Source organism: Corynebacterium sp. MSK218, assembly GCF_030232655.1.
GTDB lineage: Bacteria > Actinomycetota > Actinomycetes > Mycobacteriales > Mycobacteriaceae > Corynebacterium.
Window position 1 is genome coordinate 54190 of the sequence record NZ_JASPGN010000005.1, and the last position, 21755, is coordinate 75944.

General features: G+C 59.7%; 18 protein-coding genes and 1 pseudogene. 10 read left to right on the forward strand and 9 right to left on the reverse strand.

Translation table 11 applies throughout. The features are described 5' to 3' along the window. Positions 1-5: 5 nt before the first annotated feature. From mltG to aspS, 6 genes are all read right to left on the reverse strand, one after another. Complete coding sequence (gene mltG, locus QP922_RS05295; RefSeq protein WP_284808344.1) at positions 6-1199, reverse strand: endolytic transglycosylase MltG; 1194 nt, start codon at positions 1197-1199, stop codon at positions 6-8. A gap of 22 nt (positions 1200-1221) precedes the next feature. Then, entirely contained in the window at positions 1222-1770 is a 549-nt protein-coding gene (gene ruvX / locus QP922_RS05300) for a Holliday junction resolvase RuvX (RefSeq protein ID WP_070670019.1), read from the reverse strand. Between the two features lie 29 nt (positions 1771-1799). Continuing rightward, positions 1800-4487 carry an alanine--tRNA ligase gene (alaS, locus tag QP922_RS05305; protein WP_284808216.1) on the reverse strand — a complete coding sequence of 896 codons (2688 nt, stop codon included), beginning with the start codon at positions 4485-4487 and terminating at the stop codon, positions 1800-1802. Between the two features lie 67 nt (positions 4488-4554). Then, complete coding sequence (locus tag QP922_RS05310) at positions 4555-5913, reverse strand: replication-associated recombination protein A (protein ID WP_284808217.1); 1359 nt, start codon at positions 5911-5913, stop codon at positions 4555-4557. Continuing rightward, positions 5913-7070, reverse strand: a complete 1158-nt coding sequence (locus tag QP922_RS05315) for a phosphotransferase family protein (RefSeq protein WP_284808345.1) — start codon at positions 7068-7070, stop codon at positions 5913-5915. Before QP922_RS05315 ends, QP922_RS05310 begins: the two co-directional genes overlap by 1 nt. A gap of 227 nt (positions 7071-7297) precedes the next feature. After that, complete coding sequence (gene aspS, locus QP922_RS05320; RefSeq protein WP_284808218.1) at positions 7298-9121, reverse strand: aspartate--tRNA ligase; 1824 nt, start codon at positions 9119-9121, stop codon at positions 7298-7300. 204 nt (positions 9122-9325) lie between these two features. Between aspS and ypfJ the strand changes: the two genes are divergently transcribed. The 6 genes and pseudogenes from ypfJ to QP922_RS05350 all read left to right on the forward strand — a co-directional run bounded on the left by ypfJ (position 9326) and on the right by QP922_RS05350 (position 16037). Then, positions 9326-10219, forward strand: a complete 894-nt coding sequence (gene ypfJ / locus QP922_RS05325; RefSeq protein ID WP_284808219.1) for a KPN_02809 family neutral zinc metallopeptidase — start codon at positions 9326-9328, stop codon at positions 10217-10219. A 364-nt stretch (positions 10220-10583) separates the two neighbouring features. Then, a complete protein-coding gene (locus QP922_RS05330) occupies positions 10584-12173 on the forward strand; it encodes an inorganic phosphate transporter (RefSeq protein ID WP_210388144.1) in 1590 nt (529 codons plus the stop codon). A 107-nt stretch (positions 12174-12280) separates the two neighbouring features. Continuing rightward, positions 12281-13003 carry a CBS domain-containing protein gene (locus QP922_RS05335; protein ID WP_284808220.1) on the forward strand — a complete coding sequence of 241 codons (723 nt, stop codon included), beginning with the start codon at positions 12281-12283 and terminating at the stop codon, positions 13001-13003. Between the two features lie 45 nt (positions 13004-13048). Further along, positions 13049-13878, forward strand: a pseudogene (locus QP922_RS05340) (LLM class flavin-dependent oxidoreductase). After that, entirely contained in the window at positions 13879-14559 is a 681-nt protein-coding gene (locus tag QP922_RS05345; protein WP_284808221.1) for an FMN reductase, read from the forward strand. Positions 14560-14627: 68 nt separating this feature from the next. Next, on the forward strand, positions 14628-16037 hold the full coding sequence (locus QP922_RS05350) for an L-serine ammonia-lyase (protein WP_284808222.1): 1410 nt from the start codon (positions 14628-14630) through the stop codon (positions 16035-16037). Here QP922_RS05350 and hisS read toward each other — a convergent pair. Genes hisS through tpx form a run of 3 tightly spaced genes read right to left on the reverse strand, consistent with a single transcriptional unit; the run spans position 16034 to position 18459 of the window. Beyond that, positions 16034-17311, reverse strand: a complete 1278-nt coding sequence (gene hisS / locus QP922_RS05355; RefSeq protein ID WP_284808223.1) for a histidine--tRNA ligase — start codon at positions 17309-17311, stop codon at positions 16034-16036. The genes QP922_RS05350 and hisS overlap by 4 nt on opposite strands. Before the next feature lie 5 nt (positions 17312-17316). After that, positions 17317-17961, reverse strand: a complete 645-nt coding sequence (locus QP922_RS05360) for an MBL fold metallo-hydrolase (RefSeq protein ID WP_284808224.1) — start codon at positions 17959-17961, stop codon at positions 17317-17319. Then, entirely contained in the window at positions 17962-18459 is a 498-nt protein-coding gene (tpx, locus tag QP922_RS05365) for a thiol peroxidase (RefSeq protein ID WP_284808225.1), read from the reverse strand. Positions 18460-18561: 102 nt separating this feature from the next. Between tpx and QP922_RS05370 the strand changes: the two genes are divergently transcribed. The 4 genes from QP922_RS05370 to QP922_RS05385 all read left to right on the forward strand — a co-directional run bounded on the left by QP922_RS05370 (position 18562) and on the right by QP922_RS05385 (position 21632). Further along, the gene (locus QP922_RS05370; protein ID WP_284808226.1) at positions 18562-19422 is read left to right on the forward strand and encodes a peptidylprolyl isomerase; all 861 of its coding nucleotides are present in this window, start codon (positions 18562-18564) and stop codon (positions 19420-19422) included. Positions 19423-19709: 287 nt separating this feature from the next. Continuing rightward, the gene (locus QP922_RS05375; protein ID WP_070669993.1) at positions 19710-20111 is read left to right on the forward strand and encodes a hypothetical protein; all 402 of its coding nucleotides are present in this window, start codon (positions 19710-19712) and stop codon (positions 20109-20111) included. A gap of 38 nt (positions 20112-20149) precedes the next feature. Beyond that, positions 20150-20401: a hypothetical protein gene (locus QP922_RS05380; RefSeq protein ID WP_039675689.1), complete on the forward strand. Its 252-nt coding sequence runs from the start codon at positions 20150-20152 to the stop codon at positions 20399-20401. 91 nt (positions 20402-20492) lie between these two features. Then, a complete protein-coding gene (locus QP922_RS05385; protein ID WP_284808227.1) occupies positions 20493-21632 on the forward strand; it encodes an HNH endonuclease signature motif containing protein in 1140 nt (379 codons plus the stop codon). Positions 21633-21755: the final 123 nt, after the last annotated feature.

The following is a 21755-nucleotide window of genomic DNA, read 5'->3' on the forward strand; positions in this document are numbered from 1 at the left end:
CGGACTTACTGTTCCTCTGCGGGTGCGTCGTCTGGTGCAGCACCAGCACCCTCGGCCTGGCGCTGGCTATCGAGGATGCCGGAGCGTACCGCGTCATCGACGTTAGCTAGGTGCTCATCGTAGTTATCGGTAAATACCGTGGTGCCCTCACTGTCAACAGTGACGAAGAAGAGCCAGTTGCCCTCCGCCGGGTTTTCCATTGCCTCAATAGCCTCATTGGATGGCGATGCAATCGGAGTATCCGGAAGCCCGTCCTTAGCGTAGGTATTCCATGGCGTCTCGCGGTGGCGATCATCATCGGTGGTAGCCAGCTCAACGTCCTCAAGGCCGTAGTTCACCGTGGAGTCCATCTCAAGCCGCATAGGTTCATCCAGGCGATTGAGGATGACTCGGGCAACCTTGTCGAATTCCCCTGCCGGGGATTCGCGCTCCACCAGAGAAGCAGAGGACAACAACTCATACGGAGTCAAACCGATGGCCTTAGCGCGCTCGACAATGTTGGTGTCATTGTACTTCTTAGTCGAGCGAGTAACGAGGTCAGTGAGGATCTCCTGGGCATCCATGTTCGGATCGAGAACGTACTGGCCAGGTGCGATAAGTCCTTCAAGACGCTTCGGGTCCTCCCCACGGGCACGAACAGCGTCCAAGGCCCACTCTGGGGCTCCCAGCTCTGCCGGATCCACGGTTGCGGCGATCTTCTCCAAATCTTCAGCGGAAACGCATTCGCCCTCCTTGCAGGAAACTTGGGAAATCAGCGAGTAGATACCAAAGCGGACATCGCCGCCGACCACGTTGACGTCGAGAAGCGTGGCTCCTCCTTGGACGTCGAGCAGGTCGACCATGTTAGCGTCATCCAGCAGAGCCTCAACTGCAGACTTCGCGCTCATCTCTTCCTGAAGGCGGTAAAAACCTGGCTTGATCTGGCCAGCGCGCGGGTTACTATTGGCAGCCGACGAGAAGGCTTCCGGGGTCTTGACCACGTTTCTTTCCGCAAGTTCTGGGGCAAGCTCACTCATTGACGATCCTTCCGGAACCTCAACGAGCTGAACCGCACCATTGCCTTGGCCTTCATAATCCAAGCTGCTACCTCCTCCTAAAAGGCGGAATCCGATGTAGCCAAGGGCTCCAATAATAAGAACCAGGCTGGCAATGAGCACAGCCATACCGCGTTGACGGCGTTTGACGTGGTGGGGCTCCATCGAGCGTCCGATGCGTGAAGGGTTACGGCTCACGTACTTCGTCTCCTAGATGTGAAGGCTGGTGGCCGTTCAACGCGACGTCGCGCGCATCCAGCCAGGACTGCAAAATTTCCACCGCAGCTGCTTGGTCAATAACCGAGCGGCCACGTTTCTCTGATACACCAGAGGCCCGAAGCGCAGAAGTGGCTACCACCGTGGTGAGGCGCTCATCCACCATGCGCACGGGCGGAGGTGTCTTCATGGTGTCATCTTTTGCCAAGCGGCGGCGGATACGAAACGCGATTTCCTTGGCATGTTTCACACTTTTAGAGCCATGGCCCTTGAGATCGCGCGGCAAGCCAACGGCCACCTCCACAACGTCGTACTCTCGGATGAGCTGAAGGAGGCGATCAATATCGCCTTGATCACGGTCCTTAAAACCGGTTTCGCGCCGCACGGTTTCCACTGGCATGGCCAAGCGGGCTTCGCGGTCTGAGACAGCAACGCCAATACGCACAGTACCGACGTCGAGACCCAGTCGGCGGCCTGGGCCTGGGTCCTCTACTCCAGGTTTGTCCGGCTCAACGGCCATGCAGTTCCTCCTCAGGGCTGGGGCGGCGATTACAGGGCAGACAGCTCGTCGCGCACAGCGTTGAAGGCCGCGTCAAGACCCGCGGCGTCGGCACCGGAGCCCTGGGCCATGTCAGGCTTGCCGCCGCCCTTGCCGTCGACATAGCCAGAGATGGTCTTCACCAGGTCCCCAGCCTTGACACCGCGCTCATTGGCTGCCTTGGTAGCGCCGACGATGAACGGCATCTTGCCACCCTCGTTCTCAGAGGCGAGGACCACGATGCCGGCAGTGTCACCCAGGCGGTTCTTGATATCGGATGCCAAGGTGCGCAAATCGCCACCGTTAACGCCATTGGGAAGCTTGACAGAAATGACGGAGAAACCATTAACGTCCGTAGCTCCTGCAATCATGTCCGCGGTCTGAGACATGAGCTGGGCCTTGTGTAGGTCGGCGATCTGCTTCTCTGCTGCCTTGAGCTTCTCGGTGAGCTGCGCAATACGTTCTGGGAGGTCCTCCGTCTGAACTTTAAGCTCGCGGGATACGCCTTCCACCAAAGCGGTTTCTTTGGAGTAGTACCGGAAAGCATCCAGGCCAGAGTAGGCCTCGATGCGGCGCGCGCCAGAGCCCACGGAAGACTCACCCAATACGGAGACTGGGCCGATTTCGGACGTGTTGGTCACGTGGGTACCACCACAGAGTTCGATGGAGAACGGGCCGCCCATCTCCACAACGCGGACCTCGGAGCCATAGTTCTCACCAAAGAGCGCCATCGCGCCCATGTCCTTAGCCTTATCCAAGGTGGTCTCGATGGTGTGGACCGGGAAGTGCTGGTCTACGGCCTGGTTGGTCACCAGGGCAATCTCCTCCAGCTGTTCCGCGGTGAGTTGCTCGGTGTAGTTGAAGTCAAAGCGCAGGTAACCCGGCCGGTTCAAGGAGCCAGCCTGGACTGCGGTGGGGCCCAGCACCTGACGCAGGGCAGCGTGGATGAGGTGCGTTGCGGAGTGCGCTTGGACAGCTCCGTGGCGCCATTGCTCATCCACCTCGGCGGTAACACCGCTGCCCAATTCGAGCCCACCGGACGTCACGGTGGCCTTGTGTACCCACAGCTTCTTGCCCACCTTCTGGACGTCGTTGACCTCAAGCAGGGTCTCCCCCGCGAGGATGCGGCCGCGGTCAGCGGTCTGGCCTCCGGCTTCGGCGTAGAGCGGCGACTGATCCAAAATCACCTCAATAGTGTCGCCCGCTTGGACTTCGGAGACTTTTTCGCCATCGCGAACGAGACCAATGACCTTGGCATCAGACTCAAGGGTTTCGTAGCCGGTGAAGACAGTCGGATTGTTATCCACCCAGTCGCGGTAGAGCGAGAGGTCTGCGTGACCGTGCTTCTTAGCTTGGCTATCGGCCTTGGCGCGGCGGCGCTGCTCGCCCATGGCGGCATCGAAACCATCCATGTCCACGCTCAGTCCTGCCTCCTGGGCCATCTCCAGGGTCAGGTCAATAGGGAAGCCATAAGTATCGTGCAGCTCAAAAGCTTTTTCGCCGGACAGCACCTTGGGGGTGGCCGCGCGGGAAGTGTTCTTGAGTTCGTCCACGGCTTCGTCGAAGAGTTTGGTTCCGGACTCCAGGGTCTTAAGGAAAGCCTTCTCCTCCGCCACAGCAACGCGCAGGATACGCTCGCGGTTGTCTGCGATCTCGGGGTAGGACGGAGTCATGGTGTCCATGATGGTGTTCATCAGGCGCTCCATGGTTTCGCCCTGAGCTCCGAGCAACTTGGCGGAACGGATAATACGGCGCAGCAGGCGGCGCAGAATGTAGCCGCGGCCTTCATTGCCTGGGGTCACACCGTCGAGGATTAGCATCATGCCGGTACGCGAATGGTCAGCCACCACGCGGAAGCGGATGAGGTCTTCCTTCGGCGCGTCCGGAACGTACTTCGCGCCGGTAAGCTCTTCAGCTACGTCGATGACTGGGCGCAGCAGGTCCGTCTCGTAGACGTTGTCCACGCCCTGGAGGATACAGGCGACGCGTTCGATTCCCATACCGGTATCGATGTTCTTCTTGGGCAGCTCACCGACGATTTCAAAGTTGCCCTTACCAATGCCCTCGCCGCGCTCGTTCTGCATGAAGACGAGGTTCCAGATCTCCATGTAGCGGTTATCGTCCTCGATAGGGCCGCCGTCCTTGCCGTACTCCGGGCCGCGGTCATAGTAAATCTCCGAACATGGACCGCACGGTCCAGGGATACCCATGGACCAGTAGTTATCTTCCATGCCGAGGCGTTGAATACGCTCGCGTGGAACACCAATCTTGTTGTGCCAGATATCGGCTGCCTCATCATCGTCGAGATAGACGGTGACCCACAGACGCTCCGGGTCAAGGCCCAGACCGCCATCTTCGACTGAGTTTGTCAGCAGCGTCCAGGCGTGGGTAATTGCACCTTCCTTGAAGTACTGCCCAAAGGAGAAGTTACCCGCCATCTGGAAGAACGTGTTGTGGCGGGTGGTGATACCGACCTCTTCGATGTCCAAGGTGCGCACGCACTTCTGGATGCTGGTAGCCGTGCCATTGGCAAAAGGCGGGTTCTGCTGGCCCAGGAAGTAGGGCTTGAAGGGAACCATGCCGGCGTTGACGAAGAGCAGGTTCGGGTCATCCAGGATCAGCGACGCACTGGGCACGGCTTCGTGGCCGGCCTTGACGAAGTGCTGGGTAAAACGTTCCCGGATCTCATGAGTCTTCACGAGCAAAAGTCCTTCACTGTTGAGTCGTTTCTAGTCAGCGCTCAACTTTACCCGTCGTGGGGCGTGCTTATCGACGCCGCCCCCGAATGATGTCCCGCAATCTTCCCAAATAGTCATGCACGCGCTTTTCCGCGCCGTGGTCGGTGGGGTGATAATACGTGGCGTCACCAAGCGCATCCGGCAAGTACTGCTGCGCGACGACTCCCCGGGGATCATCGTGTGGGTAAATGTAGCCCACCGCATTGCCTAGGCGCTTAGCCCCTTCGTAGTGGCCATCGCGCAGATGGGCAGGTACATGACCAATCTTGCCGGCTTGAACATCGGCCTGCGCTGCATTGATGGCATTGACAACGGAATTAGACTTTGGCGCGGTAGCCAGGTGGATGGTGGCTTGGGCCAGCGGTATGCGGGCCTCTGGCAGGCCGATGAGCGCTGCGGCCTCCGCGGCAGCCACCGCAGTGGGAAGGGCTGTGGGGTCCGCCATACCGATGTCCTCAGAAGCATGGATGATAAGCCTGCGAGCAATAAAACGCGGGTCTTCGCCTGCCTCCACCATCCGGGCAAGGTAGTGCAAAGCTGCATCGACATCTGAGCCGCGGATGGACTTGATGAAGGCGGATACCACGTCATAGTGCTGGTCGCCATCGCGGTCATAGCGCACGACTGCGCGATTGACGTTCGCGGTGAGAACCTCACTTGTCAGCTCCCCGCCATCCGGTACAGCCTCCGCCGCGGCTTCTAAGTAGGTCAACGTGCGGCGCGCGTCTCCCCCAGCCAGCAACACGAGCTGATCCAAGGCTTCGTCACTTGCAGTGATACGCCCACCCAATCCGCGCTCGCTGGTGAGAGCTCGCTCGGCGAGGGTACGCAGGGCAGCATCATCAAGCGGCTGCAAATGGCAGAGCAAGGAGCGCGACAGCAACGGCGCTACGACAGAAAAGGAGGGGTTCTCCGTGGTAGCAGCCACGAGGAGAACAGTGCGGTTCTCGACGGCAGCAAGTAGCGCATCCTGCTGAGTTTTGGAGAAACGGTGAACCTCGTCGATGAAGAGGACGGTGCGGCGGCCCTCAATTAACTCACGCCGAGCATGGGTAATAACCTCACGGACCTGCTTGACACCAGAATCCAACGCTGAAAGGCCAATGAAGTTATCACCCAGGGATGACGCGATGAGGGACGCCAGGGTGGTTTTACCTGTGCCAGGAGGCCCATAGAGAATAACGGAGGCCTCTCCAGAGCCCTCCACGAGGCGGCGCAAAGGTGTGCCCGGTTCTAGGAGGTGTTCTTGTCCCACTACCTCTTCAAGGCTCTGCGGTCGCATACGGGCGGCGAGGGGTGAGCCCGAATGCGTAGCAAACATGTCCGCGCCAGCAGCGGCGGGTCGGTGCGTAGCGGCATCATCGCCGAAGAGGGAGCCCTGATCCATTAGGAATCCTGTAAACGCTGAGCAACGCGGCCGCTAAACTCTGCAACGTCGGCGCACACGTCATTGGGGCACAGTGCGGCAAAACGTGACAGTGCCTCAAAGGTCTCGTACAGGTCGCGCCGAATAAGGTGTTCATCTTCGGTGAAGGGGCCGCGATCTGACGGTCGCAGCAGTGAGCGCTGCGGGTCATGATTGATATCTGCATTGCCTTCCGACAACGCCACCACCCCTTCAATGCCGCCAGCGTACATCGTAGTCACGCTGGAGAAAGCCCAGCCGATTAGGCAGGCAACAAGCAGCTCATGCAGTGTTTGCTCATCCGCCAATTGCGGCCAGACATCGACGATGCGACGTTGCCACGCGTGGATAAAAACCTCTGCCTCGTCGTCGCTAATAGGGCGTGTGAAAAGGAACTGCGGGAAGCCCGCCACCACGCAAGCCACGTCAAAGCCAACGTTGCGGAAACCTGCCCACTCGTAATCCAAGAAGGTCAGAGTTTGCCCGACAATGATGTTGTCCGGGGACAGGTCGAAGGGGGTAAAGGCACGGATTCGTCCCGAGCTCAGGTTCCCGGTAGCCGTGCGGGCCAACTCAAGCACATGTTCCGGGAGTTCTAGACCAGCTTCGGTGAGGATATCGGCGCCGATGAGAATCGAGCTTTGCAAGGAGTCATCACGCAGTGCCTGGTGTTCTGCATACTCCGGGTGCTTGCGCAGTTGACGATTGAGCAGCGCGTCATAATCCTCTTTGCGGCTTGCTGTTCCCGCATGCATCTTGCCAAGCGCGCTGCCGAGCCCGCGGAGCAGATCGCGGCGCTCGTCCTCACCACTTCGCGTGAGGGTATCGGCAAGAGTATCGCCATCGCCAGCATCAGACAGCACGAGAATGCGCTTGTCGACGTCATGTGCCAACAGCACCGGCCCCGGGCGCACCTCCTCCGACAGTGAGGTGGTGAACTGATACGCCACTACCTCGCGCAAGAGTGCGGCGTCGTCGATGGAGTGGCCGGTCACTGGGTTGTATTTGATGACAACCGAGCGGTGAGGGAAGAAGGCACTCGGCGTGGTTCGTGCGCGCAGCACGACGGCGTTGCCGGAACCGCTGAGGGTTTCAATATCGCTCAGTTCCGGCTCACCGCCGAAGCGGCGGGACAGCATCTGCGATGCTTCCTCGACCACGCTGCTTTTGACTGATTCCTGCTCCACAGCATTCACTGGCTTGTCTGCCTCCACTCGTCATTGGCCCAACCATGATACTCGCCTTGCAGCCACGAGGCACGGCGAGCACCATCAGCAAGGATGCACCCCTCGCTGCGAACGTGGCCTTAGGACTTCCACGTGATTGTCAGGGAGGGCTGCGCTCACAGCCCTCCCTCGATAGCGGCCTATTCTGCCTTGGTCTCAGCCTGTGCAGCCTTATCAGCCTTGGCGGCCTTCTCCGGCTTGAAATCGACACCGGTTTCCTTGCGCTGCGCAGCCGGGATGGTACCGGGGGCGTCGGTCAGCGGGTCAACGCCACCGCCGGACTTCGGGAAGGCAATGACGTCACGGATAGAGTCAAAGCCGCCCAGCAGGGAGACAATACGGTCCCAGCCGAAGGCAATGCCGCCGTGCGGCGGTGCACCGAACTGGAATGCGTCGAGCAGGAAGCCGAACTTCTCCTGGGCTTCTTCCTCACCAATACCCATCACGTCGAAGACTCGCTTCTGCACGTCCTGGTTATGGATACGGATGGAACCGCCGCCAATCTCGTTGCCGTTGCAGACAATGTCGTAGGCATACGCCAGGGCCTCGCCCGGCTCCTTGTCGAAGGTATCGAGGTACTCCGGCTTCGGGGAGGTGAAGGCGTGGTGAACAGCGGTCCACTTGGAGTGGCCCAGAGCGACATCGCCGGACGCGGTGGCGTCAGCGGAAGGCTCAAAGAGCGGCGCATCAACAACCCAAGTAAAGGCCCAGTCGCCGTCCTTGATGAGGTCCAGCTTCTTCGCAATCTCACCACGGGCTGCGCCGAGCAGGGCGCGGGAAGACTTGGTGTCGCCTGCAGCGAAGAATATAGCGTCACCCGGCTTGGCACCAACGTGCTCTGCGATGCCCTCACGCTCGGCATCGGTGATGTTCTTGGCCACCGGACCGCCCAAGGTGCCATCCTCCGCTATGGTGATGTAGGCAAGGCCCTTGGCTCCGCGCTGCTTAGCCCATTCTTGCCAAGCATCGAACTGACGGCGCGGCTGAGAGGCACCGCCTTCCATGACGACTGCGCCGACGTACTCGTTCTGGAACACGCGGAAAGTGGTGTCCTTGAAGAAGTCGGTGCATTCCACGATCTTGATGTCAAAGCGCAGGTCCGGCTTGTCAGAGCCGTAGTACTTCATGGCATCGGCATAGGTCATGCGCGGAATCGGGGTCTTGATCTCATAGCCGATGAGCTTCCACAGAGCGGAAACAATCTCTTCTGCCAAGGCGATGACATCGTCCTGGTCAACGAAGGACATCTCCACATCGAGCTGAGTGAACTCGGGCTGGCGGTCAGCACGGAAGTCCTCATCGCGGTAGCAGCGAGCGATTTGGTAGTAGCGCTCCATGCCGGAGACCATGAGCAGCTGCTTGAACAGCTGCGGGGACTGCGGCAGGGCGTACCAGCTGCCCGGCTTGAGACGCGCCGGAACCAGGAAGTCACGTGCGCCTTCCGGGGTGGAGCGGGTCAGCGTCGGGGTTTCAATCTCGGTGAAGTCGTGGCTATCCAGCACCTGGCGGGCAGCACGGTTGGCGGCAGAACGCAGTCGCAAGGCGTTAGCCTGGCGCTCACGACGCAAATCCAGGTAACGGTACTTCAGGCGGGTTTCCTCGCCGACCTCGCCGGAGGAAGACGGATCATCAATTTGGAACGGAAGCGCTGCAGACTTGTTGAGCACCTCGAGGTCGGTGACGTTAACTTCGATCTCACCAGACGCAAGGTTCGGGTTTGCGGAGCCTTCTGGGCGGGGCTCAACTACACCCGTGACTTTCACGCAGTACTCAGAGCGCAGGTCGTGAGCGCGTTCCGCCACCTCGGTCTCGCGGAAGACGACCTGGGCAACGCCGGAGCGGTCACGCAGGTCGATGAAGATAACACCACCATGGTCGCGGCGGCGGGCCACCCAACCAGTCAGTGTGACGGTCTCCCCCGCCATCTCCTTGCGCAGTTCGCCTGCCAAATGTGTACGCAACACGTTCGTTCAATCCCTTCTTATTGTTGACGCTCGTGCCCACCCACGCCACGCGTAAACAGCACGCGCCGAGGAGCACAAGAATTTGAACAGCCCAAGTCTACCGCTCCTAGCGGACGGGCTCAGCGCTGGGGGCACAGGCTCCGTTATGACGCAGCTCCCCATGAAGCACAGCCGAGCTGCCCGGGGTGTGGCAGAATCTGTTCCATGACTTTCAAATCTGGAGCAAGTTTCGACGGCAAGCGAGCCAGCTCAGGCGGTGGCGGCCGTGGCGGAATGATTGCTACCGGCGGTGGCGTCGGCTCCCTCCTCCTTATTGGTCTGTACCTCCTGCTTGGCGGCGACCCGGGAGTACTCACCACTGATCAAACACAGCCCGACCAGACACAGGTGGGCCCCGAAGAAGGCGGCGAGGATGCCTTCGCACACTGCCAGACCGCAGAGGACGGCAACAAGTACGACGATTGTCGTGTCATGTTTGCGGCACAATCCGTGGATAAGGTCTGGGCACAGCAGCTTCCGGAACAGGCTGGCTTGAAATATTCCGAGCCAGGCCGCGTCATTTTCAACAACACGACGGTCTCTGGATGTGGCCAGGCTTCCGGTGCCACTGGCCCTTTCTACTGCCCTGCCGATGAGTCTGCCTATTTCGACACCGCGTTCTTTGATCAGCTTCGCAACTTCGGAGGCGAGAATGCGCCGCTGGCACAGATGTACATCGTCGCCCACGAATTTGGCCATCACATTCAGAAGCTAGAGGGAACGCTCAGCCTCTCGAACTACAACGACCCCGGTGAGGATTCCAACGCGGTCAAGATCGAGCTGCAGGCAGATTGCTACGCAGGCCTGTGGGCACACTACGCCGACGAGGGTGATGATGCCCTCCTGGAAACCATCACTGAACAACAGGTCACCGATGCTGTTAACACTGCTCGCGCGGTGGGCGATGACAACATTCAGCGTCGTTCCGGCGGCGAGGTACGCCCGGATACGTGGACGCATGGCTCCTCCGAGGACCGTGCCAAGTACTTCCTGGCAGGCTACGAGTCCGGCAAGATGGAGCAGTGCGACACGTTGGAACGTGGAGTATACAAGTCCTAAAAGGTAACGAGCCACACCTCATGTGGCATCGCTGATGGGGCCGCGCGACAGCGCATGCCCACCGCTCCCCACACTGTGCACACCCCTGTTAATGCAGGGCTGTGCACATTTTTTGCGTAAAAGAGGCTTCCCAACGCGTACGCTGAGCCGCACGCAGGGGCTTGGTCATTGACTCTATAAGATTTAGGACTGCAGTCATAAGTCGTTCACCTTTCGGCCACCTGGGTTTCTTACGCTATCCAGGTTCCCGCCCGTTCGTGGTGGGTACCGCTCTATCTTTTAATGCTTCATTGAGCCTGCGGATTACCTCGCTAGGCTCTGTTTTTCAGAAAGGACCGACGTTTTGAGCACCGCCACACCGACGATGCCGGACCTCGAGACCGTGAACGGAAAGAACAGAGATTGGATTTGGCACCTGTTCTTCGGCGTTCTCACCGCCGTAACTCTCATCTTCTTTATCATTTGGGGCAACGGCGAGGTTGCCGAAGGCGCCAACCGCATCCTTTTGGTCACTGCCATTATCTTCGCCCTTTTCATGGCCTTCAACATCGGTGGCAATGACGTCGCCAACTCCTTCGGCACCTCCGTGGGTGCCGGCACGTTGTCCATGAAACAGGCCCTTGCTGTTGCGGCCGTCTTCGAGGTCTCCGGCGCCATTCTCGCCGGTGGCGAGGTGACGGATACCGTGCGCTCCGGCATCGTTGACCTGGATGCCATCGACGGTTTGGACCCGATGGAGTTCGTATACATCATGATGTCCTCGCTCCTCGGTGCCGCCATCTGGCTTCTCGTCGCTACCCGCATGGGCTGGCCGGTTTCGACGACCCACTCCATCGTTGGCGGCATCGTCGGCGCTGCACTGACCGTCGGCTTCATCACCGGCAAGGGCGGAATGGACATGGTGCAGTGGGGCGGTATCGGCACCATTGCCTTCTCGTGGGTTCTCTCCCCAGTTCTCGGCGGCATCGCGGCCTACCTGCTGTTCAAGTGGATTAAGAGCTCCATCCTCGTCTACAACGAGGCTGCTGATGGGCGTCTGCGTGAGATTAAGACCCGCCGCGCGGAGCTGCGTAAGGAGCACAAGACCCGCTTCGAGCGCATGAACGAGCTGCAGCAGATTTCCTACACCAACGCCATGGCTCGTGACGCAGCACTGACGTCCGAGGATGATTACGATCCCGAGGCTCTGGAGTCCGAATACTACCGCGACCTGCACGAAATCAACAAGGACTTGGATGACGTTCACGCGCACAAGGCCTTGGAAAACTGGGTGCCACTGCTCGCCGCTCTGGGCGCCATCATCATTTCCGCGATGGTGCTGTTCAAGGGACTTAAGCACACCGGCGTGGACTTCTCCACCCTGCAGAACCTCCTCGTCATGGGCATGGTCGGTGCGGCGGTCTGGATGGCCGTGTTCATTTTCGCTCGTTCCCTGAAGAACAAGTCCCTATCTCGTTCGACCTTCCTTCTCTTCTCTTGGATGCAGGTCTTTACTGCGTCTGCCTTCGCGTTCTCCCACGGTTCGAACGATATCGCTAACGCTATTGGCCCATTTGCCGCAGTCTTTGACGTGATGCAAACCAACCAAATTTCGGACGAGGTGTCCGTGCCGCTACCAGTCATGATTGCCATGGGCATTGCCTTGGTGTCCGGTTTGTGGTTCATTGGCCGCTTCGTTATCCAGACCGTTGGCTCTGGCCTGACCAAGATGCACCCGTCCTCCGGTTTCGCTGCTGAGCTGGCAGCTGCCGCCGTGGTCATGGCCGCGTCTTTGCTGGGTCTGCCGGTCTCCTCCACGCACATCCTCATTGGTGCTGTGTTGGGCGTGGGCATTGTCAACCGTGCCGCCAACTGGAATCTGATGAAGCCCATCGCCCTGGCGTGGGTCATCACCCTGCCGGCCGCCGCGGCTATCGCCGCCGTGACCGTCTCCATCCTGCGCGTAGTCTTCTAAGCTACCGCTCCTTCCTGCACACCGCCGCGAATCCGCACCGGTTCTCGCGGCGGTGTCGCCGTTTTCGGGACATGCCACCTGCACCGCTATCCGTACACTGGGTCTCTATGAGCGAGAACCCCGTGGCGCGCTTCTTCGCCGCCTTCAACGACATTGAACAGTTCCTGCGCCAGGCCATTGGCGCGAAGAATTCAGATTCCTTCTGGTGGATGGTCGATCGCGCCCACGACAAACACCTCCTCAGCAAGCGCCAAGCGGAGCAGCTCAAAGATATTTCCAACCTGCGCAACGCCATCGCGCATGGCCGCTACTACGACGACGAGCCCATTGCTACCCCGCACCCACAAGTCGTCAACCAATTGGAGAACCTTCAACGCCTGCTCACAGACCCGCCCAGTGCGCTGTCGCTTTTGCCGCACAACGAGGTGACGATTCTCGAGCCTGACGCAGATATCCTCGACGCCCTCTCCCTCATCAACAAGACCGGATACTCGCAAATCCCCATTTATGACTCCGGTACGTTTACTGCACTGCTGACCACCAATGCCATCGCGCGGTGGGTAGCGGCAGATTTAGGTGATGATGGGGCGATTGGTGCAGCATCGGTAAGCACAGTGCTCGCCATGACGGAGCGCAAGGACCGCGCCGAGTTCCTGCCCCGCGCTGCCACGGCGCAGGAGGTCGTCGATGCACTCACCGAACCGGCCAAGGACGGCACGCACCCCAGCGCGGTTCTCCTCACTGAAAACGGCAAACCTTCGCAGCGCCCAGTGGCCATCGCTACACCGGCGGACCTTGCTGTGCTTGTCGACGCCCTCGAGTGGGAATAATCCCTCACCCCACCCTTGTTGTCATGTCATAGAAAGGAGCTTGGCATGCAATTCGGAATCTTTACCGTGGGTGACGTCACGCAAGACCCCACGACCGGAACTACCCCCACCGAGGCCGAGCGCATCCGCGCCATTACTGAGATCGCGCTCAAGGCGGAGGAGGTAGGTCTCGACGTTATCGCCACGGGCGAGCACCACAATCCGCCTTTCGTGTCCTCCGCGCCCACGACGCATTTGGCCTACATCGCGGCCAAGACTACCCGCCTGCAGCTGTCGACGGCATCCCGCCCTTCGGGTAGCACGGCTCCATCCGCTCCCCGCAGATTGCTGAGCAGGCCGCTTTTTACGGCGACGGCTTTTTCCATAACAACATCTTCTGGAACAAGGAACACACCGCAAAAATGGTGAACCTGTACCGCAACCGCTATGAATCCTATGGCCACGGTCGGGCAGACCAGGCGATCGTGGGCTTGGGCGGGCAGGCCTTCATCGGCTCCACGGAGCAGGAAGCCAAGGACTGTTTCCGCCCTTACTTCGATAACGCCCCGGTCTATGGCCACGGCCCCTCGCTGGAGGAGTTCACCGCGCAGACCCCGCTGACGGTGGGCACAGTGGAACAGGTGGTGGAGCGCACAGTCCAGTTTGCCGACTGGGTCGGCGATTATCAGCGCCAGCTCTTCCTCATCGATCATGCAGGCCTGCCGCAGGAGGTAGTGCTCAAGCAGATTGAGATTCTCGGCACGCAGGTGGTTCCGGAACTGCGCCGCCGTTTTGAGCAGCGCCGCCCAGATCACGTACCCTCTGACCCGCCGACGCACGCTACGCTCGCCTCGTACATCCCGCATGCATTGGTTAGCCCTGGAGAGGAGAAATAATTGCGTTCACTGGTTGTCGTCACGGCAGGTCTATCCTCGCCTTCCACGACGCGTGCGCTTGCCGACGCCCTCTCCGCCGCCACCTCCTCCCAGATCACCGCCCGGGGCGAAGGCGTGGATGTGACTGTGGTGGAGCTGCGTGAGCTGGCCGGAGAGCTGGCTGACGCTATGACCAACTGGGTCTCGCCCACCCCACACCTTGAGGAGGCGAAATCCGCCGTTATGCAGGCAGATGGCCTCATCGCCGTGAGTCCAGTCTTCCAGGGCAGCTATTCAGGCCTGTTCAAGATGTTCTTCGATACGTTGGAGCCGCATGCTCTCAACGGTCTGCCTACCCTCATCGCTGCGACGGGCGGCTCCAGCCGGCACGCGCTGGTGTTGGACTACGCGCTGCGCCCGCTCCTTAACTATCTGCACGCCACCGTGGTGCCAACCGGGGTTTTCCATGCCACGGAAGACTATGGCACGACGGAAGGCGCGCGCAATGAACAACGCATCGAGCGCGCCGCGCGCGAGTTGGCTGACTTGATGGTCCGTCCCCTCGACCGCGTCGCCGGCCTGGCAGGTCCAATGGACGACAAATCCTCGGCAGAAACCGGCATCGACGCAGCTTCCGACAGTGATTCCGACCCCACGGGATTCCGTGCGCTCCTTGCTGACCACAACGGCCAACCGGGCTAAGCAGCCGGCCATGGTACTCGGTACTATCGTGAATCGATACTTATTGAATGCCACCTAAGGAGGTCTTAATGACTATTAGCGTGACCGATATTTTCTCCATTGGAATCGGCCCCTCCTCCTCACACACTGTGGGCCCTATGCGTGCCGCGAAAGCCTTTATCGAAACGCTTGACCAGCGCCCGGCAAAGGTCCACACCGAGCTGCGCGGTTCCCTATCCGCTACCGGCCGTGGCCACGCCACCGACCGCGCCGTCATCCTCGGTTTGGCTGGGTGGGAACCACTCAGCGTACCGCTCGACGCCGAACCCCGCGCCGACGCCTTCATCCCCTCGGAAGGCACCATCTCTGGCCCCGCAGGTGAGGTAAAGTACAGCATCGAATTCAACAATGAGCCGGTACCAGAGCACCCGAATTGCCTGATCTTTACAGCGTGGGACGAGAACGGCTCGCTTCTCGCCGAGAATGCGGAGTACTTCTCCGTCGGCGGTGGCTTTATCCTGTCGCGCGCGGAATTCGATGCCGAGCTTAAGACGGACACCGGTGTGCCCGCAGGCGTCGCCGCGGCGACCGCCGAGGATACGGTTCCTTATGAGTTCCAATCCGGCGAGCACCTGCTGCATCTGTGCGAAGCCCATGACAAGGCCATTTGGGAGATCGTTGCTGCCAACGAGGCTGTTCTCCACCGTGATGAGGGCGGGCTGGATTACGTCTACAAGCACCTCGACCTCGTCTGGGACATCATGCGTGAATGCGTGACTGAGGGAATTTCCACTAAGGGAATCTTGCCTGGTGGCCTGCGTGTGAACCGCCGTGCGCCCGGTATGTATCAACAACTTTTGGCCAAACAGGACGATGAGTCCTGCGGTTTTTCCGCAATGGAATGGGTTAACCTCTACGCACTAGCTGTCAACGAGCAAAACGCCGCCGGCGGCCGCGTCATCACCGCCCCCACCAACGGCGCATGCGGAATTATCCCCGCCGTGTTGCACTACGCCCGCGACTTCCAATGTGACTTTACCCGTGCTGATGCCCGCCGCTACCTGCTCACCGCAGGTGCTATCGGCATCATCATTAAGTCCAACGCCTCTATCTCCGGCGCAGAAGTCGGCTGCCAAGGCGAGGTCGGCTCCGCCTCCTCCATGGCTGCGGCCGGCATGGCCGAGCTCCTCGGTGCGACCCCCGCACAGGTGGAAAATGCCGCCGAAATCGCGCTCGAGCATAACCTCGGTTTAACCTGCGACCCAGTCGGCGGCCTCGTGCAGATTCCCTGTATCGAGCGCAACGCCATCGGCGCGGTCAAGGCCATCAACGCCGCACGCCTAGCCCGCATGGGCGAGGGCACGCACTACGTCACCCTCGACAACGCCGTACAAACAATGGCCGAGACCGGACGCGATATGCTCTCCAAGTACAAGGAGACCTCACTCGGTGGCCTGGCCAAGACGATGGGCTTCAGCGTCTCCCAGGTGGAGTGCTAAACCAGTTCGCGCAGTTGCTTGACGACGTCCCCCACCGGGACGTCGTGCTGCTCATGCGCGGCCAGGTCCTTGAGGGCCACGGTGCCGGCCTCGAGCTCCTGATCACCGAGGACTAGGGCGAAGCGCGCATTGGCGCGGTCCGCCCCCTTCATCGCACCCTTGAGGCCGCGATCACCGAAGGACATGTCCGCAGAGATGCCAGCCTTGCGCAGTTCATTGATGATAACTGCCATCTTCTTTTTAGCAGCCGCACCCATGGCCACGCCGAAGACTGCGACGCGCTCGTCGACACCGTCGAGGGACACACCCTCTGCCTCAAGCGCGAGCACCGTGCGGTCCACGCCCAGGCCATAGCCAATGCCGGACAGCTCCTGACCGCCCAACTGGGCCATGAGCCCGTCGTAACGGCCACCGCCGCCGATGCCAGACTGCGCACCTAGACCGTCGTGGACGAATTCAAAACAGGTCTTGGTGTAGTAGTCCAAGCCGCGCACCATCCGCGGGTTAATGGTGTAGGCAACCCCCATGTCATCGAGTAAGCCCGTGACGGTCTCGAAGTGCTCGCGGCACTCGGAATTGAGGTGGTCGAGCATCAGGGGGGCGTCGACAAGCTGCTCCTGAACCTCCGGGCGCTTGTCATCAAGCACGCGCAGCGGATTGAGCTCCGCACGCGCCTTGGTTTCTTCATCCAAGTCCAGCTTGAACAGGAAATCCTGCAGCTTCTCGCGGTAGGCTGGGCGGCATTCGTGGTCACCCAGGCTAGTCAGCTCCAAGCGGAACTGGCTCAGCCCCAAGCTGCGGTAGGAACGATCCGCCAACGCAATAGTCTCCGCATCCAGGGTGGGGTCATCCACACCGATAGCCTCCACGCCCACCTGCTGCAGCTGGCGGTAGCGGCCGGCCTGCGGACGCTCATAGCGGAAGAAGGGACCGAAGTAATTGAGCTTCACCGGCAGCTGGCCACGGTCCAGGTTGTGCTCAATGACCGCGCGCATGACACCTGCCGTACCTTCTGGGCGCAGGGTGACGGAACGGTCTCCGCGGTCGGCGAAGGTGTACATCTCCTTGGACACCACGTCCGTGGATTCGCCCACGCCACGGGCAAACAACGACGTGTCCTCAAAGACGGGGAGCTCGATGTGCTGGAAGCCGGACAGGTGTGCCTGATGCACGAAAGTCTCACGCACCTTGGCAAACGTGGCCGATTGCGGCGGGACGTAGTCCGGCACGCCCTTGGGCGCGGACAGGGCTTTGAACTGCTTCTTATCACTCACGCCCTTTAGAGTACATCCCCCGCTGCGATGAGAAACGGATTGGTCGCTCGCTCTCGACGCATCGTCGATGTCGGACCATGGCCGGGCAGAATCGCGAGAGAGTCATCAAGTTCCCACACCGGCCCGCGCAACGAACGCTGCATCGCGGCATGATCTGAATGCGGCAAGTCCGTGCGGCCAATCGAGCCCTTGAAGAGCACATCACCGGTCAGTGCAACCTCTTCGCTCACCAGCATGACGCAGCCAGGCGAATGTCCCGGTGCATGGACAAGGTTGAAATCTAGGCCGGCCAAGGACAGTGTCTCACCGCCGATGAGGTCGCGACGCTCGGCGACCTGCTTCATCGAGGCGCAATCGAACAGTACTTGGGACTGGGGGGATACCCCGGAGCCGTCGACAAGCATGAAGGCGTCATCCGGGTGGATATACACCGGCAGGTCGAACTCTGCCGCATCCCTTGTGTGGTCAATGTGACCATGGGTAAGCACGACTGCCTCATACTCCAGTCCCTTCTCCCCTGCGAGCTGCACGAGGCGCTCGTGGGTATGCATCCCGGGGTCCACGATGAAAGCCCGGGATTCATGAGACACAACATACGTGTTGGTCTTGTATGGGCCCGCGGCGAAGCCGAAGATCTCCGGTGTAGTCATCTACTTCAGAGCAGCCAGCGCGGCGTCATAGTCCGGTTCGGTGGTGACCTCCGGAACGAGCTCGGTGTAGACCACGTTGTGGTCCTCATCGGTCACGATGACCGCGCGAGCAAACAAGCCCTTGAGCGGGGAACCTTCCAAAACCAGACCAAGCTTGTCAGCAAAGTCCGAACGGAAATCCGAAGCGCTCACCACGTTCTCGATTCCCTCTGCCGCGCAGAAACGCTCCTGAGCGAAGGGCAGGTCGCGAGAGACCGACAGGACGACGGTGTTGTCCAAACCGGCAGCCTTCTCGTTGAAGGTACGCAGCTGCGCCGCGCACACACCCGTGTCCAGGGACGGGAAGCACGAGACCACCAAGCGTTTGCCAGCGAAGTCGGCCTTGGAGACCTCTTCCAGGTCAGTGCCAACGAGGGTGAAATCTGGGAGGGCCTCTCCGACCTTCGGCAACTCTCCATTGGTCTGAGTAGGTTCGTTCTTAAAATTAACAGTAGCCATGTCACCCAAGGGTACTGACGGGCGGGGCGGCGCGCCATGAAGAACCCTCGTGCGGTTAAGATGAGTAAGTCGAAAAATCAGACCCCTGTGGAGGAAACAAAGGTGCCTACCAACAGTCAGCGCATGGACGATGCGCTCAACCAGCTCGATCGCGAGCTGAAGTCCCGCGACCGCAAGCAGAAGACCCGTCCGCTGGGCGTTGTATTTGCTGCAGCCGTTGTCATTATTGCTCTCGTCGGCGGAATCTGGTTCCTCGCCACGCGTTCAGGTGATGAGGAAGAGATTCAAGCGCAGGAGACCTCAGCAGCTGAAACCACGTCTGAGGCCCTGACCGCTGAGGCGCTAAGCGGCAAGCGTGAAAAGCCCCTCGGCAAAACCGTGACCTGTGAATACACAGAGACCGGTGACGCCGCCCGTGACGTCGCCACCCCTAAAGGCAAGGACATTCCGGCCGAAGGTGAAGTAACCGTTAACTTCGCTACCAAGCAGGGCGACATCGAGATGACCCTCGATCGTTCCCTGGCTCCCTGCACGGTCAACGCTATTACGGACATGATTTCGGCTGAATACTACGACGACACCGTGTGCCACCGCATGACCGATGGCGGAATCTTTGTCCTGCAGTGTGGCGACCCGACCGGCCAGGGTGCTGGCGGTCCGGGTTTCCAGTTCGCCAACGAGTACCCAACTGATGAGGCTGACGACGCTGCTCTCAGCCAGAATGTCCTTTACCCGAAGGGCTCCCTCGCCATGGCTAACGCTGGGCCAGATACCAACGGCTCCCAGTTCTTCATCAATTACAAGGACTCTGAGCTGCCACCGGCCTACACGTACTTCGGAAACCTCACCGACAAGGGCCAGAAGTCTATCGACGCCATTGCTGAAAAGGGTGTCAAGGATGGCGCCGGGGATGGCGAACCCGCTGAAGAGGTTCGCATCACCAAGGCCACCATCGAAAGCTAGCGTTTACCCCCAATACGGTGGTTAACCCCCGCTCCCAAGTGTGAGCGGGGGTTCTTCTTTGTTAAAGCCAGTATCATTTCTCTTCTGAGAATTTCTTAGCCTTGAGCTGTTCCTTTACCTCGCATTAACCTAAGCTGTTCCGAGCTCAATTGGAAAGCCCAGCTCACATCATGCGGGCAGTTGATTCACAGAGTGAAGAACTTTTTGACAAATCTCTTGCATATCAACTCTAGTCTCAGTAGCATCTGTGAGGTCTTTGAAATTCCCGAGATATAAAAGGAACGAGAATGAAGTTCTTCTCCCGTAAGGCACTCGTAGCCGCTGCAACTGCAGCAACCGTTTCCCTGACCGGCGTGTCCGTTGCTTCCGCTGAGACCACCACCAAGGAGACCAACTCCACCGCTACCGAGAACACCACCACCTCCGAGGACGACACGATCACCATCTCCGACAAGGAGACCAACGAGTCCAACAACAAGAAGAAGGACGAGTCCGAGTCCAACGAGAACGATTCAAACAACAAGAAGAAGGACGAGTCCTCCTCTTCCTCCGAGGATGAAGGTTCCTCCATCACCGATATGGAGCCGAAGGAAATCCGCGACTGGATCGCCGTCTTCACCGCCATCATCGGCGCCCTCGGCACCGTCTTCGCCTTCTACACCAAGTACTTCGGCCCGAAGGCCAAGTAGTTTCTTCCTCCCGCTCGATAAAGATAGGACACTCCATCATGAAGTTCTTCTCCCGTAAGTCCATCGTTGCTGCTGCTACCGCTGCAACCATCGCTTTCTCCGGCACCGCTGTTGCCACCGCTGCTCCGGCTGAGCAGGACGGTTCCTCCGCAGCTTTCTTCGCTCTTTCCTCCGACGACGAGGGCAACGTAAGCCCGAAGGAGATCCGCGAGTGGATCAAGGTCCTCACCTCCATCATTGGCGCCATGGATGATGCAATGCGTCTCGGCGACAAGCTGGCTGGCAAGTAAGGCCTTAAGCCTTTTAATCCCCCGCTGCGCGCGGGGGATTTTTTCGTTTTCGAGTTGCGGGGTTGGTGGGTCTGTTTTAAGCTTCGTGGCCATGGGGGTATTAGAAACCTACTTCCACTACCGCAACTCGGGGATCGCGCTAGTGGAACAAGCAACAGGCTCACCCGATGAGCTTCGCACGCTCGGCGCCGACCCAGCCGATGCCACAGAACTTGCCCACCTTCACCGCACCTACTTCGGGCAAACCCGCTTCACCGGCAAACAACGCAAAGCCCGTGCTGCCGCGGTGGCACAACAACATAGCCTTAGCATTCTCACCCTGATTGAGTCCTACACCGCCAAAGTCAAAAAGGACCTCGATGCCTGGAACCTACGCATCAAGCTTGCCGGCACCCCCGCCCACCGTATCCGCCACGTCGCCACCAAGCGCTTGAAGGAGCTTCGTGCCAAACGTGTGGCTAAACCCGGGGTACGCTTCACCTACCGTTCTAAGGGGCCGAACTCCATCACCATCACCGACGCCCCGACCGTCATCGCTGATATCCGCGGAACGCTAGAATCCGTTAATAAAACAAACCTGCTTGAGGCTGCCCGCACCGTCATTGTCACCGGCGGTATTGGCACCAAACCTGCCGTACATGCTCAAGTCGTTGTCACCCTCAACGAGCTCGACCAAATTATTAACGGTGATGGGGAGGAAATAGAACTTAACCTCACCAACGGCGGGCGCATGAGCGGGGCAGACTTTTTGGCCTATAAGTTTGCTGAGATTGGCTACGCCACCATCATCCACCCCCTTGTAGGCCCGGTTAACTCTTATAGGATTCAGCGGCATGCCAGCTGGAAGCAACGCATCAGCCTGGCAGCTGAATTCCAAACCTGCTCTAGGCCCGGCTGCAACCAACCAGCTGATTACTGCGAAGTCCACCACCTCATCCCCTGGCAAGCAGGAGGTTTTACCAACCTCAAGAACCTCACCTTCCTATGCGCCTACCACAACGGCATTAACGACGATGACCCTAAACGCCCCACTGGGCGTGGTTACATGTTCCGGTTGAATACTGGGGTGAGCTACATCCCGCCCTGGGGTGTGCCAATTACCGCCATGCCCGAATACCAAGAAGCGATAGCAAGACTCGCTTCTGAGAAAGCAGCACGACAAACAACAGGGCAACCACCCGACCCACCGCCAGGAACAAGCCAATCACCCGATCCGCCGGGTGCAGGCTAACCGCCTGCACGCACGCGCCCGCGCCTAAACCCGCCGACCACACCACGGTCAGCGGGCACACCGGCGATCCTGCACCTAACCAGGCAAATGCAGAGACGACGAAACCCGCCAACCAGAGGAAGG